The sequence below is a fragment of the Kitasatospora sp. NEAU-CNBT7 genome, assembly GCF_057220535.1.
Genome location: NZ_JBXQQB010000002.1, coordinates 188,697 through 202,377, shown reverse-complemented (window position 1 = coordinate 202,377; position 13,681 = coordinate 188,697). Strand labels below are relative to the sequence as shown.

The window sequence follows — 13,681 nt, the reverse complement described above, 5'->3', positions numbered from 1 at the left end:
CTCAGCAGATGTTGACAGGGCAAGGACGCCGGTCGCGGCGCTCGGCCGAGGGGCCGGACCGTACCGGCCGCACCGGCCAGGACGGGCAGACCCCGGCCGGCACCACCGGGGACCAGGCCGAGGCCGGCGCCGCCGGCCCCCGCACGGTGTGGTCCCTGCTCCCGCTGCTCGCGGCGGGGCTCGGCCTGACGGCGGTCGCCGTCAACGGCGCGCTGCAGGCGTTCCTCGGCGTGGCGGCCGGGGTCCTCGCCCTGGTGTCGTTCTCCTCCGCCGTCCTGTGGGGGCTGGCGGCGACCGACCGGCTGCTGCTGCACCCGGTGCACCGGCTGGCCGCCCAGGCGATCCACCGGGCGATGGGCATCGGCGGCGTGGTGTTCCTGGTCCTGCACGTGTGGATGAACCTGATCCAGGACCAGATCGGCGCGGTGTCGGCCTTCATCCCCTTCGCCGACCCGCACCGGCCGGTGGTGCTCGGCCTCGGCGTCCTGGCCGGCTACATCCTGCTGGCCGTGGCCCTGGCAGGCGCGGCCCGCGGGGTGCTGGCCAGGACCGGCGAGGCCGGCCGCTGGCGGATCGTCCACATCTGCGCCTATCCGGCCTGGGGCGCCAGCCTCATCCACGGGCTCAACGCCGGCCGGCTGCCCGCCGGCTGGGTGTCCATCCTGTACAGCCTCGCGGTGGCGGGCGTCGTGGTGGCGCTCGCGCTGCGGCTCGCCTTCCAGGACCGCGGCTCGCTGCGCCGGCCCGCCGTCCCGGTCCGGCCCGAGCCGGAGATCCGGCCCACCGTCGGTGCCGGCCCGGAGCGACGGCGGCAGGACGGATGAGCGGCGCACCCATCGCCTGGCTGGGCCGCCCGGTGCTGTTCGCGGGCCTGGAACGCGAGGAGCGGCTGGACTACCGCTCGCACCTGGTCGTCCACGGCGGGCTGCCGTCGATGCCCGCCGAGGAGCTGGCCGACCTGGCCGAGGACGTCAACCTGCGCGGGCGGGGCGGGGCCGGCTTCCCGTTCGCCCGCAAGATCCGGGCCGTCGTCAAGGCGGCCGCCCGGCGCAAGGGCCGCCCGGTCGTGGTGGTCAACGGAACGGAAGGAGAACCCAGTTGTCTCAAAGACGCGGCGCTGCTGCTGCGCGCCCCGCACCTGGTGGTGGACGGCGCACTGCTGGCCGCCGAAGCCCTGGACGCCGAGCAGGTGGTGCTCGGGGTCACCCGGACCGACACCGAGCAGTCGCTGCGCCGGGCGGTCGCCGAACGCAGGTCCACCCGGATCCCGGTCACCGTCACCCGGCTGCCGGAGCGGTTCGTCTCGGGCGAGGGCAGCGCCCTGGCCCGCGGCATCACCAGCGGGATCGCCCTCCCGCGCGGCGGCGGCGTGCGGACCAGCGACAGTGGGGTCGGCGGTGTGCCGACGCTGCTGTCCAACGCCGAGACGTACGCCCAACTCGCGGCAGCGGCCCGGCTGGGGGCGCTGGTGTACCGAGAAGTAGGCCTCCCTACGGAGCCCGGGACGGTCCTGCTCACCTTGGCCGGCAAACAGGTCGTGGAGGCACCGACCGGTGTCCCGCTCGCCGAACTGCTGACCATGTTCAACATGGAGATCGGCCAGGGCGTCCTGGTCGGCGGCTACCACGGCAAGTGGCTCTCCCCCGAGTCCGCCGCCCAGGCCGTGCTCTCCCGCCAGTCCTTCCAGAGCCTCGGCGGCGCCCTGGGCGCCGGCGCGATCCTGCCCCTCCCCGAGGACACCTGCCCGCTGGGCGAGGCCCTGCGGGTGGCCCGCTGGATGGCCGACGAGACCGCGGGCCAGTGCGGCCCGTGCTACCTCGGCCTTCCCGCGCTGGTCAAAGCGCTGGAGGAGGTGGTGCGAGGCGGCGGCCGGGCCGCCCTTGACGCCGTCGAGACCCGGATGCGCGCCGTCACCGGCCGCGGCGCGTGCAGCCACCCGGACGCCGCCTCCCGGTTCGTCGCCTCCGCGCTGGAGGTCTTCGACGACGACCTGCAGCTCCACTCGTACCAGTACGGCTGCGGCCGGTCCGTGCAGAACGTGCTCCCGATGCCGGTCATGGAGAGCGCCGGGACCATCGTCGTGGACTGGACCCTGTGCGAGGCCCACGGGCTGTGCACCAGCGTCCTGCCCGAGGTGATCAGCCTGGGCGCGGACGGCTTCCCCGCCGCCGGCACCATGCCGGTCCCCCCGCAGCTGCTGCAGCAGGCGGCCCGGGCCGTCGACCGCTGCCCCGCGCTGGCCCTGCGGATGCAGTGAGCCGCCCGCGCGGCTCCCCCGGCGCCCGGCGCCCGTACCACTCACCCAACCCGTCCGACCGGCCCGGCCCCACCCGGGCCGGTCCCGACCCGACCGATTCCGCATTCCCTCGAAAGCCCCCGGCTCCACCGATGGAAAGGCAAGGAACACCTTGACGACGACGACCAAACGCTACGGACTCGTGGCGGTCTGCCTCCTGCTGGCCGGCCTCGTGCTCATGGCGGCCTTCGGAAGTTCCAGCAGCAGCGCCAGCCCGAACAACCGGTCGGCCGACCCCGGGCAGCTGGTCGGCGCGACGCCCGCCCCCGCCGGGGCCGGCGGCTACGGCTCGTACGGCTCCTACGGCGACGCCGGTGCCTCCGGTTCCCCGTCGGCGGCCGGTGCCGGACAGGCCGGCGGGCAGCTCACCGTCCGGATGGACGCCCAGCTCGGCGCGGTCATGACGGACTCCCAGGGCTTCACCCTGTACCGCTTCGACAAGGACACCACGAAGCCGCCGATGTCCAACTGCTCCGGTGCCTGCGCCACCACCTGGCCGCCGGTCCTCAAGGACGGCACCACCGCCGGCAGCGGCGTCGACGCGAGCAAGCTCGGCGAGGTCACCCGGGCCGACGGCAGCCGCCAGCTGACCGTGGGCGGCTGGCCGGCCTACCGCTACGCGCAGGACACCGCGCCCGGTGACACCAAGGGCCAGGGCGTCGGCGGCACCTGGAACGCACTGGCCCCCGACGGTTCCAAGGCCAAGGCCGGCGGCGCCCCGGCGACCCCCGCGCCGGCCACCCCGGCGCCGGCCACTCCCGCCCCCGCCACCACCATGGCGCAGCCGACCCAGTCCAAGGTCCAGCTCTCCGTCATGACCCACCCCCAGCTCGGCCAGATCATCGTGGACGCCAACGGCCGCACCCTGTACCACTTCGCCAAGGACACCGCCTGGCCGATGCGCTCCAACTGCGAGGGCGACTGCCTGAAGACCTGGCCGGCCGCCCCGCCGGTGGACGCCGACAAGATCAAGGGGATCGACCCGAAGCTGGTCGGCAAGATGCAGCGGCCGGACGGCACCTGGCAGCTGAGCATCAACTGCACGCCCGTGTACCTCTACTCGGGCGACCAGGGCCCCGGTGACGCCCTCGGCAACGGCATCGGCGGCGTGTGGTCGGCCATCAACCCGGCCGGCAAGGCGGCCTCCGGCAAGTGACGGCCCCGGACAGCACGCTCGCGGCAACCACCCGCCTCCCGTCCGTCCGCACGGTTCTCCAGTGGGTCGCCCTGGTCTTCCTCCTGGTCCTGGGGATCGTCGAACTCCTCAGCGGCCCGGGCGGGTTGGCCGGAACGTCCCGGGCGGCCGCCGCCGGCCGGAGCTCGGTCGAGGACCTGGCGCGGCGGATCGGCTGCACCGCCGACATCACCACCGACGCCGCCGACCTCCGCCAGGGCGTCTGCACCTCGGACGGGGAGGAGATCTGGATCGCCACCTTCCCGACCACGGGCGCCCAGGACGCCTGGACCTCGGAGGCGAAGGCCTACGGGGGGTCGTACCTGGTGGGCGACCGGTGGGTGGTCGTCCTGTCCGACACCACCACCGACCTGCTGCACGGACTGCTCGGCGGGACCGTCGTCGGCGGGGTCGACCACACCGGCGCCCACTCCCACACCGGTAGCGGGTGACCGCGGCACACAGAGAGGAGGAGAGCGGGACCACGGGGTGAGGGTTCCCACCGGCCGGCGCCGGTGGGAACCCTCACCCGTTCTGTGGTCCCCTGGTCGTCCCCACAGCTGCACCTCGGCGCGGATGGTGGCGGGGATCACGGCGGGGACCGGGGCGGGACGCGGCGGGATCGCGGCCGGACACCACCCGCCGAAACTGGTGGCACGTCAGGAAACCCGCGCCGAAACGCCTGCCGACCATGCAAATGCTGTATGAGTTTTTCCGTTATCCCCGGGCCGACCCACTTGACGGAGCCTCGCCACGGTGCCGACGGGCCCGGCGACTTGCCTCACGGTGCGTCAAGTGCGCTCCGTACGCGGCTCCGCCACCCCGCATGCGGATTCCCCACATTCGGATCCGGAATCACCGGATGCGGGAGCGGTCCGACGGCTGTTGCCCGGAAACCCGTGGGACTGGTGTGCTGTGGCCCTTCCTGCCACACCGTCCCGACGGTCCCGCAGCAGACCGTCGTCGATGCCCTCAACCGGGCAGCTCCCCGTCCCGGCCCGTGCGCCGTAGCGCCGGCCAGGCCCCGCGAACTCCCCCACGCGAGATGGCCAGACCTGAGGAGGAACAAGTTGACCGTTCGTACCAGTACCCGCGAATCGGGCTTGAGCACGCTGAGCGACGCCGAGCTCGCGGCGGTGCTCCCCACCGCGACCGCGACCGGCGGCTCCCGCATCCGCGAGGTGATGGCCGAGGTGTTCAAGCGCCACCACAGCGCCGTACTCGCCTACGCCCGCAGCTACTGCCGCGACCCCCAGACCGCCCAGGACCTCGCCTCCGAGGCCTACGCCAGTACCTACCTGTCCGTCGCCCGCGGTCGTGGCCCCCGCCACGCCTGGCGCCCGTACCTGATGGCCTGTGTGCGCCGCACCGCGATGGAGTGGAGCGCCCAGACCAGGGACCGGGTGGTGCTGCCGGAGGACTTCAACACCTGGGCCGAGCGGCTGGCCGGGGACGCGGAGACCGAGGGCGCGCTGCTGGCCGCCGAGGAGACCGCGCTGATCGCCAGGGCCTACCGCTCGCTCCCGGAGCGGTGGCAGGTGCTGCTCTGGTTCTTCGTGGTGGAGGGCGAGTCCGCAGCCGCGGTCGCCCAGCGGATGAGCATGACGCCGAGCGGGGTGCGCTCGCTGGCCGCCCGCGCCCGCGAGGGCCTGCGCGAGGCGTACCTGCGCGCCCACGTCGACGAGGGCACCGACCTCGAGTGCCGCTACTTCACGGCGCTGCTGGCCGGCGCCGTCCGGCGGCCGGGTCGGCGGCGCGGCCGCGAGCTGGCCCAGCACCTGGAGGAGTGCCGCGGCTGCGTCCGGGTGGCGGCGGAGTTCCGCCGGGCCAACCGCCGCATCGTAACCACCTCGCTGGTTCCGGCCCGCACCGAGGCGGTGCATCCCTGCTGAGCCGCACCGCGCCGCGCCGGCCCGCGGTCGCGGGCCGGCGCGGCCTGATCCTCCACCGGTCAGGGGAACGGCACCACCCGGACCTTGTCGCAGCCGAAGAAGCGGTACGTCCGCCCGTCGGCCCGGTCGGTGTACGAGCCCTTCACGCACGCCTCACCGTCCCCCGGGCGCAGGCCCGAGTGTTCGGTGTCGAAGTGCAGCACCAGGTCGAGGTCGCCGTCCTTCACGGCCTGCGCCGGGTGCTCGGTGTGCTCGACCACGTCCATCGGGTGGCCCTGCCGGTGCGGTTCGGTGCTGCCGCCCGTCCCCGCGTACACCGCGTCGCGCGCCCCGAAGCGGGCGGTCAGCGGCTGGACGGTGGTGGCGTCGAACGCCAGCGGCAGTCCGTACTCGCCCGCCGTGGTGGTGAGCACCGCCACCGGGACGGTGTCGTTGGGCACCAGGAGCAGGTTCTCGGCGCGTTCCGGTTCGACGCTGATGGCGACCGGGACGATGCAGTCCAGGGTGAACTCCGCGGAGCGCCGGTTGTTGTCGGCGACCGGGTCGGTGTCGTCGGGCCGCGCCGGGGCGATCGAGCTGGTGAACCGGTAGGTGTGCGAGCCGGGCCGGTCGCAGCCGAGGGAGAAGACGGCGTCGGACGGCTGCGGGGTGCCGACCGCGAGCGTGGCGACGGTCCGGGTGGCGGTGGCGGGGGTCGCCGTGGCGCCGGGGTCGGGTACGGCGTCGGTGCGCACGGCGGCGTCCATCGGGCTGGACGGGCCGAGGTTGGCGACCGTGCTGTGCAGGGTGACGTCGAGGTGTTCGCCGATCACCAGCTGGGTGGGCGGTGCCTGGGCGGCCAGCCCGGTGACGGCCAGGTCGGCGACCGCGACCACCTTGGTGTCGGAGCTGGCGGTGTTGTCGGCGGGCTTCGCGTCGGGCCCGGCGAGGTTGTCGACGGTCGAGGTGGCGGTGAGGGTCTTCGGGCCGCCGTTGCGGTGGACCAGGTCCGCCGGGACGTCCGCCGTGATGGTGTACTGCCGGGTGGCCCCGAGGCCCACCTCGGACAGGTTGCAGGTGACGGTGGCGCCGGTGACCGTGCAGGGCACGCTGCCGGTCGGGTTGGTCACGTCGGCGGGCAGGGTCGTGGTGACCCGGGTGGAGGTGGCGGGGTTGGGGCCGTGGTTGGCCACGGTGACCGTCCAGGTCAGGCTCGTGCCGGCGATGACCGGGTCGGGTGCGTCGGTGAGCGAGACGGAGAGGTCGGTGGTGTTGTTGGCGGCCCGGATCCGGTCGGCCTCGGCCTTGGTCGGGAAGTTCTGCGACTCGGGCACCGGCGGGGCGCTGCCCGGCTTCGGGAAGCGGCCGGGCAGGTAGCGCTGCACGAGCTTCCAGTCGTCGTGGCCGGTGAGCAGGCTGTCCTTGGTGCTGTTGGTGCAGTCGGCGGGGCCGGCGGCGTCGATGTTGACCGACATCTGCTGGGCGCCGTCGTCGCCGTAGCCGGCCGGGTTGTCGCCGTTCCAGTCCGGGTTCCGGTTGAGCGGGGTGGTGCGTTTGACGCCGGTGTCGTCCATGAAGACGAAGTTGTTGACGGCGTCGTTCGGGTCGAGGACCCGGTCCTCGTGGAGGTCGTCCTCCTTGAGGTTGTCGAGCGGCGCCTTGCCGCGTGAGGTGCCGTCCAGGGCGATCCGGGCGGGTGAGAAGTCGACCAGCAGGCCGCCGCCGGCCCGCGGGATGCCGGAGTTGATGTCGTAGTTCATCACGCTGACGTAGTCGGGTTTGCAGTTGTGGGTCTCGTTGCCGCCGTGGCCGAGGCCGAGGTTGTGGCCGAGTTCGTGCATGAGCGCGCCGGGGTCGTTGCGGTACAGCACGATGTCGGTGCCGCCGCCGTAGCCGCCGATCGCGCAGTCGGTGTCGGGGCCGGCGCCGTCGGAGTCGGTGTGGCTGGAGGTGTAGATGACGTAGTTGAAGGCGCGCTGGCGGACGGCGGCGAAGTTGGTGGCCTTGCTCCGGTAGAAGGCCGGGTCGAAGCCGCAGTTGTCGACGGCCGGGATCACCCCGCCGCCGCCGAGGTTCTCGCCGGCCAGGCAGTCCGGGTCGACCGCGTCGGTCCTGCCGTCGCCGTCGTCGTCGATGCCCTTGCCGCAGGTGGCCTTGAAGTCCTCGACGCCTGTGTCGCGGAACGTGCAGTCGGGGTCGGCCCCGTCGGCGCCGTCCTTGCCGTCGTTGTCGATGCCGTCGGTACAGGTGCCCTGTGGTGGGCCCTCCATCGCGGTGGCGTCGTAGCGGCCGCCGGAGTCGACGTGCAGCCGGATGCCGTTGCCGCCGGCCGGGTTCGGCAGCGGGGCGAGTTCGAAGGCGCGCCTGACCACCTCGAGGGACTCGTGGGAGGGAGCGGTGTTCCCGCTGTGGTCGAGTTCGAGGAAGAGGTCCTTGTGCAGCGGGTCGGCGCCGAAGGCGGGCAGGTCGACGGCGGTGGAGTTGTCGGCGTTGCGGATGCCGTAGCTCTCGTCGCGGTCGGCGATGCCGTCCTGGTCGGCGTCGCTGTGGGCGCTGCTGGTGATGGTGAGCCCGAGGGCGGCGCGCTTGCCGTCGCCGGCCTCGGGGAAGTTGGGGTCGCCGTCGCCGACCGCGCAGGCCTGGCCCTGCGGGTGGCCGTCGCGGTCGGTGCAGGGTGAGTCCGGTCCGGGTCCGTGCCCGATGCCGTCGCCGAACCAGGTGTCGGTGAGCACGTTGTAGGTGAGGTTGAGCTCGACGTCCTGGTTGGCGGGGCTGATGTCCATCCGGTCGTCGTCGAAGCCGAGGCCGTCGTCGTCGTCCTTGATGCCGACGGTGATGCTGAGCGAGGTCTGGCCGGCGGGCAGGGTGAGGGCCTGGTCGAACACCCAGTGCTCGCGCACGGTGTTCGGGTGGAAGGCGTCGTCGGAGACGATCGGCCCGGTCTGCAGGGCGCCGTCGCCGATGGTGACCTCGGGGAAGAACTCGCCCTCCTCGTCGATCCCGGAGTCCGGGACCTCGAAGCGCTCGAACCAGTCCATGCTGACCGTGACGGTCAGTCCGAGCGGGACCGGCGGGGGCGCGGCGGCCGCCGGAGCCGGTGTGAGCAGCAGGCCGGACACCAGGCCGGCCGCCGCTGCCGCGGCCAGCCGTTGTCGCATCCTGTTCAGCATCCTGCCTGCCTCCTCCTGTGGCTGTTTCGGTAACGCAGAGTGACATGGCGGCCACCTCTTGACCCGCGCATGACCGGCCGTGGACACGACAGGTCCCTCGAAGGAGCGAACCGGTGTACGCCGGACGGCGCCACCGGCCGGACCGGACGCGCCGTCAACAGTCCACCGCCGTACGGGAGGGCGCTCACCCCTCCGGCCACACCGGCAACTCCGCAGGTCACCGACCCCATGGCGGTCCGGACCGCCCATGCCGGAGGTCCTGCACGGGTGGTTGCGGCTTCAATTAGGTATGGCTAACCTAAGCCCCTGCTTCCCCCACTTTTCAGCAAGGAAGGCCACCCCCGTGCCCTCGCCTCTGGTTCCCCCCGCCCTGACGTCGTTGGCGGCGGCCGCGCCCTCGACGCCGCTCGGTCCGTTCCTCGACAGCGCCGTGGCCTGGACCACCTGGGTCACCCTGATGGGATCGGTCGGGCTCACCGCCCTCGCCCTGCTGTCCGCCGGCCCCGCCGCCGCCCGTACCGCACCCGCCGCGCTCCCCGCGGTCACCGCCAGGCTCTCGCTGGCCGCCGCGGTGCTCGGCGTCCTCGCCGTCCCGGCCGTCCTCACCGACCTGGCCCACGGCGCCTCGAAGACCCACGGCTACGACTACGCCGCCGCCTGGGACACCCTCTTCGACGGCAGCAACGCCGGCCGCCTGTCCGGTCTGGAGGTCACCCTCTCCCTGGTCGGCGCCGCCCTGGTCGCCCCGCTGGTGGTCCGTTCGGTCGCGGCCGGAGCGGCGCGCCGGTGGCTGCTGTCCGCCGGCCTCGCGGCCTCCTGCATCGCGCTCGGCACCACCAAGTTCCCCACCAAGACGCCCGAGGACTGGGGCCGCACCAGCTTCGACACCCTGGTCTGGATGCTGCACCTGCTGGGCGGCGGCGTCTGGCTCGGCGGCCTGGCCGGTCTGCTGCTGCTCGCCCTCCCCGGCGCGGTGCCCGCCGCCGGCCGCCGCCCGTTCTGGTCGGCCGCCATCCGCCGCTTCTCGGTCGCCGCGATGGCGAGCGTCGCCGGCATCACGCTGTCCGGCCTGTTCCTGTACTGGGCGCACGTGGACGGCCCGACCCAGCTGGTCACCACCATGTACGGCCGGGTGCTCGGCGTGAAGATCCTGATCTTCGGCGGGCTGCTGCTGCTCGGCATGGTCAACCAGTTCTGGCTGCACCCCAGGATCGACGCGCTGCGCGAGGAGGGCGACGAGCGCCCGCTGGCCACCCTGCTGCTGCGCCGGTTCCCGCTGGTCGTCGCGGTCGAGGTGGTACTCGGGATGACGCTGCTGTTCGTGGCGCCCTTCCTGCACGGCTCCGCCCGCAACCAGGCCTTCCAGGCGCAGGCGGCCGAGCAGTCCGCCACCCCGATCCCGGCCAAGAAGCTGCCGAAGCTCCCGGCCAAGGAGGTCAGCGCCTCCACCTGGGTCTACGGGACGGCGGAGACCGCCGCCGTGGTCGTCCTCATGGTCGGCGCCTACCGGGTCTCCGGCCGGCTGGCCCGCCGCCGCACCGACGGCGCCGCGGCCCCGGCACCCGCCGCCGGCTGACCCTCGCCATCACCTGCCACCACCCCCGCCGACCTGGGACTTCTCCCGGGTCGGCGGCGGCGTACCGGGCCGGCCGCCGGTCCCACCCGGTGCCCGGGCGGCCACCCGAGTAGCGTTCGAGACGTGTCCAGTTCTCCGGCGCCACGGCGCCCGGACCGTCGGACGGCCGCACCGGGGCCCCGATGACCGGGCTGCTGGCGGCCGTCGACCCGACCAGCGGGTCCTCCCTGCTCGCCGCCTTCGGCGCGCTGGCCGTCCTGGTGGTGACCTTCGCCGAGTCGGGCCTGCTGGTGGTGGGGTTCTTCCTGCCCGGCGACACCCTGCTGCTGCCCGCCGGGGTGCTCTGCGCCGCCGGCGCCGACCACGGACCCCGCCTGTCGCTCTGGCAGGTGATGCTCTGCGCCGCCGTGGGGGCGGTGGCCGGGGCCCAGGTCGGCTTCCTGATCGGACGGCACGGCGGCCGGACGGCACTCGCCCGCACCCGCAGCGCCCGGCTGAGATCGGCGGCGGCCCGGGGGGAGTCGCTGCTGCGCCGCTACGGCTACCGCAAGGCGATCGTCTTCGGCCGGTTCGTGCCGCTGGTACGCACGGTCCTCAGCCCGCTCGCCGGTGTGCTGGACGTGCCCACCAGGACCTTCACCGTCTGGCAGATCGTGGGCGGGGTGCTCTGGTCGCAGACCCTGGTGCTGGCCGGGTACTGGCTCGGCGCGGCCGTCCCGGGGATCGACCACTACCTGTGGCTGCTGGTCGGGGCGGTCGTCCTGATCTCGCTCCTGCCGCTCCTGTTCCGCCCCCGCCGCGACTCGCGCTCCCGCTGAGGACCCCGGCCGGAAGCCGGGGCCCAAAAGGCTGTCGTCCTTCCAGGGGCGCGGGGAACTGCGCGAGGCCGGAAGGAACGGCGCCGCACCTCCCACCGGACCGTGCGCCGGACGGTCCGCTCAGCCGGTGGTGGCCGCCAGGATGTGGTCGCGGGAGGCCCGGACCTGCTGCCGCAGCGCGGGCAGGTCGACGTCGAGGACCCGGCCGTTCCACTTGCGGGGTTCGCCGTCGACCAGGACGGCGGTGATGTTGCGGGCGTCGCAGCCCAGCACCACGGTCCCGACCGGGTCGTTCAGGGGCATGGTGTTGAGGTCCTCGGCCTCGATGACCAGCAGGTCGGCCTTCTTGCCGGAGGTGAGCGAACCGGTCACGTCCTGGAGGCCGTTGGTGCGGGCGCCCTGGAGGGTGGCGAAGTCCAGCACGTCGTGGGTGGTGATCCTCGCGGGCTGCCGGCCGGTGCCGTAGGCGTCGTTCACCGCGCGCATCCGCTGGATGGCGTGCAGTGTCCGCATCTGGGTGAACATGTCCCCGGCCAGGGCGACCTCGACGTCGATGCTGAGGCCGGGGCGGACGCCCGCGGCCAGTGCCTCGTCGACGGCGGGGATCGCGGTCTCCAGGCCGATCTGGGCGTCCGAGGTGGGGGCGAGTGCGACGGTGGCGCCGCAGCCGCCGATCGCCTTCCACGCCTCGGGGGTGAGCCCGGTGGCGTGGATCAGGGTGACCTCGGGGGTGAGCAGGCCGGCCTCGGCCCAGTCCAGCACCGCCGCCGAGGAGGCGGCGCCGAAGACCGCGTCCACGCTCACACCGATGCCCAGCTCCGCGGCGACGCGTGCGAGTTCGGGCCCGTAGGCGAGGTCCGGCCCGGCGATCTCGTCGGTGGCGAGGGCCGCCAGGCGCAGGGTCAGCAGCTGGTCGCCGCTGCTGAAGTACCGGTCCGCGAGCCGGGTGAGGTCGCCGGGCCACTGGCGGTCCCAGTCGCCGAAGTGCGGGCCCATGGCGGCGTGGACACCGCGGATGCCGGTGTCCAGCAGCGCCTCGATCGCGGCGTCGGAGTGCTCGCGGGTGCGGGAGTTGTGCGAGAAGTCGAGCAGGCAGGTGATCCCGGCGTCGATCGCGGAGAGGGCTGCGAGCCGGGTGCCGGTGTACATGTCCTCGGGCCGGTACACCGGGGCGTAGCCGGCGAGGGTGGTGGTCACGTACCCGCCGAGGTCGTCCACGTCCGGCATGATCCGGCGCAGCTGGCTCTGCCAGGCGTGGCGGTGGGTGTCGACGAAGCCGGGTGCGAGGACGGTGCCGGTGGCGTCGACGACGATGGCGTCACCGGCGTCGAGGGCGGTGCCGACGGCGGCGATGGTGTCCCCCTCGACGAGCAGGTCCGCCCGGGGCAGGGTGCCCAGCTCGGGGTCCATGGTGACGACGGTCGCGCCGGTGAACAGGATGCGGCGCCGGGGGTCGCCGGCCGCCCGGCGGATCCGGTCGAGGACGGCGGCACCGGCGGGGTGGCCGACGGCCGGGATGGGGTCGGTGGTGGGGTCGGCGTGCACGGGAGGCCTTTCGGTGCGGTACGCCGGGCGGGGCCCGGCCGGGGCGGTCGCCCTCGTGACCAGCCTCGGGGTGCGCGGCCCGGGCAACCAGGCCGCCGTGTACCTGGGTGTCCGGCACCCAGGCTGCCCACCCGCCCCGCCCACCGGGGCCCGCTCCGGCCCGTCCGGCCCGACGTACTCGCGCGCCGGGCCCGGCGGCTCGGAGCACGCCACGACGGACGCAGTACGCCGCGCGCGGCCTTGTGCCCGTCCCGCCGGACGAAGGCTCCTCCCCTGCCCGCGCGGGAGCCGCCCCCGGCGCGGGGAGCCTGCGCGACCCGGGGTACTAGAGTTGGCGGGATGAGCAACGGGACGCCGCTGGGTGACTTTCTCCGGGCCCGGCGGCAGGCGCTGAAGCCGCACGAGGTCGGCCTGCCCGAGCACGGCAGGCGCCGGGTCCCGGGGTTGCGCCGGGAGGAGGTCGCGCTGCTGGCCGGGGTGAGCGCCGACTACTACGTGCGGCTGGAGCAGGGGCGGGAGCGCAGCCCGTCGCCGCAGGTCGTGGCGGCCGTCGCGGCGGCGCTGCGGCTGGGGCCGGAGTCCGCGGACCATCTGCACCGGCTCTGCCTGGTTGCCTCCCAGCGGCCGCGCGGCCGTACCCGGCCGACCGTCGACCCGCACCTCGTCCGGTTGATGGACGGCTGGGCGCACACCCCGGCGTTCGTGATCGGGCCGGCGCTCGACGTCCTCGCGGCCAATGCCGTGGCCGTCGCGCTGCACAGCGGCTTCGAGCGGTTCGACAACCTGGCGCGGCTGGTGTTCACCGACCCCGCGGGCCGCGGGTTCTACCGGGACTGGGAGCAGGCCGCGCGGTCCTGCGCCGCCGAGCTGCGGGCGGCCTTCGGCCACGATCCGGACTCGGCCGTGATCGCCGGACTGGTCGGCGAACTCTCGTCCGGGAGCGAGGAGTTCGCGGAGCTCTGGGAACGGCACGAGGTCGGCGGCAAGGCCCAGGACGTCAAGCGCCTGAGGCACCCCGCCGTGGGGAATCTGGAGATCCGCTTCTCGGCCTTCACGGTGAACGGCGCCCCGCACCAGCAGCTGGTGGTGTACCAGGCGGAGCCGGCCGGGGCGACCGCCGCCGCCTTCGAGCGGTTGCACGCGACGGCCGCCGGTACGCGGTGGGTGGGTGCCGCGCTCCCAGGACCCGCGCTGCCAGGACCCGCGCTGCCATGAACACCGCGGCCTGGCT

Annotated in this window: 10 protein-coding genes; 8 read left to right on the top strand and 2 right to left on the bottom strand. The window is 74.0% G+C overall.

Annotated features, from left to right (window positions below):
* Nucleotides 1-8 precede the first annotated feature (8 nt).
* The 5 genes from AC2TEW_RS03755 to AC2TEW_RS03735 all read left to right on the top strand — a co-directional run bounded on the left by AC2TEW_RS03755 (nt 9) and on the right by AC2TEW_RS03735 (nt 5,362).
* On the top strand, nt 9-824 hold the full coding sequence (locus tag AC2TEW_RS03755; RefSeq protein WP_484621820.1) for a hypothetical protein: 816 nt from the start codon (nt 9-11) through the stop codon (nt 822-824).
* Nucleotides 821-2,257, top strand: a complete 1,437-nt coding sequence (locus tag AC2TEW_RS03750; protein ID WP_484621819.1) for an NADH-ubiquinone oxidoreductase-F iron-sulfur binding region domain-containing protein — start codon at nt 821-823, stop codon at nt 2,255-2,257. Before AC2TEW_RS03755 ends, AC2TEW_RS03750 begins: the two co-directional genes overlap by 4 nt.
* A 151-nt stretch (nt 2,258-2,408) precedes the next feature.
* Nucleotides 2,409-3,452, top strand: coding sequence for an SCO0930 family lipoprotein (locus AC2TEW_RS03745; protein ID WP_484621818.1), 1,044 nt, complete (start codon nt 2,409-2,411; stop codon nt 3,450-3,452).
* The gene (locus AC2TEW_RS03740; RefSeq protein WP_484621817.1) at nt 3,449-3,922 is read left to right on the top strand and encodes a hypothetical protein; all 474 of its coding nucleotides are present in this window, start codon (nt 3,449-3,451) and stop codon (nt 3,920-3,922) included. Before AC2TEW_RS03745 ends, AC2TEW_RS03740 begins: the two co-directional genes overlap by 4 nt.
* A gap of 651 nt (nt 3,923-4,573) precedes the next feature.
* The gene (locus tag AC2TEW_RS03735; protein ID WP_484621816.1) at nt 4,574-5,362 is read left to right on the top strand and encodes an RNA polymerase sigma factor; all 789 of its coding nucleotides are present in this window, start codon (nt 4,574-4,576) and stop codon (nt 5,360-5,362) included.
* 59 nt (nt 5,363-5,421) lie between these two features.
* Here AC2TEW_RS03735 and AC2TEW_RS03730 read toward each other — a convergent pair whose 3' ends face one another.
* Nucleotides 5,422-8,511: a M66 family metalloprotease gene (locus tag AC2TEW_RS03730; protein WP_484621815.1), complete on the bottom strand. Its 3,090-nt coding sequence runs from the start codon at nt 8,509-8,511 to the stop codon at nt 5,422-5,424.
* Nucleotides 8,512-8,854: 343 nt separating this feature from the next.
* On the opposite strand from AC2TEW_RS03730, the gene AC2TEW_RS03725 reads away from it, so the two are divergent.
* Both AC2TEW_RS03725 and AC2TEW_RS03720 read left to right on the top strand, forming a co-directional pair.
* The gene (locus tag AC2TEW_RS03725) at nt 8,855-10,087 is read left to right on the top strand and encodes a CopD family protein (protein WP_484621814.1); all 1,233 of its coding nucleotides are present in this window, start codon (nt 8,855-8,857) and stop codon (nt 10,085-10,087) included.
* A 182-nt stretch (nt 10,088-10,269) separates the two neighbouring features.
* A complete protein-coding gene (locus AC2TEW_RS03720; protein WP_484621813.1) occupies nt 10,270-10,905 on the top strand; it encodes a DedA family protein in 636 nt (211 codons plus the stop codon).
* A gap of 120 nt (nt 10,906-11,025) precedes the next feature.
* On the opposite strand, the gene AC2TEW_RS03715 is transcribed toward AC2TEW_RS03720, so the two are convergent.
* Entirely contained in the window at nt 11,026-12,450 is a 1,425-nt protein-coding gene (locus AC2TEW_RS03715; protein WP_484621812.1) for an amidohydrolase family protein, read from the bottom strand.
* 339 nt (nt 12,451-12,789) lie between these two features.
* Between AC2TEW_RS03715 and AC2TEW_RS03710 the strand changes: the two genes are divergently transcribed.
* Nucleotides 12,790-13,665 (top strand): helix-turn-helix transcriptional regulator, encoded by an 876-nt coding sequence (locus tag AC2TEW_RS03710; protein WP_484621811.1) that lies wholly within the window; start codon nt 12,790-12,792, stop codon nt 13,663-13,665.
* Nucleotides 13,666-13,681: the final 16 nt, after the last annotated feature.

What these genes read in the sequence shown, in the direction of transcription:
- AC2TEW_RS03755 (WP_484621820.1), top strand. Translation starts at nt 9, where the DNA reads ATGTTGACAGGGCAAGGACGCCGGTCGCGGCGCTCGGCCGAGGGGCCG.
- AC2TEW_RS03750 (WP_484621819.1), top strand. Translation starts at nt 821, where the DNA reads ATGAGCGGCGCACCCATCGCCTGGCTGGGCCGCCCGGTGCTGTTCGCG.
- AC2TEW_RS03730 (WP_484621815.1), bottom strand. Translation starts at nt 8,511, where the DNA reads ATGCTGAACAGGATGCGACAACGGCTGGCCGCGGCAGCGGCGGCCGGC.
- AC2TEW_RS03720 (WP_484621813.1), top strand. Translation starts at nt 10,270, where the DNA reads ATGACCGGGCTGCTGGCGGCCGTCGACCCGACCAGCGGGTCCTCCCTG.
- AC2TEW_RS03710 (WP_484621811.1), top strand. Translation starts at nt 12,790, where the DNA reads ATGAGCAACGGGACGCCGCTGGGTGACTTTCTCCGGGCCCGGCGGCAG.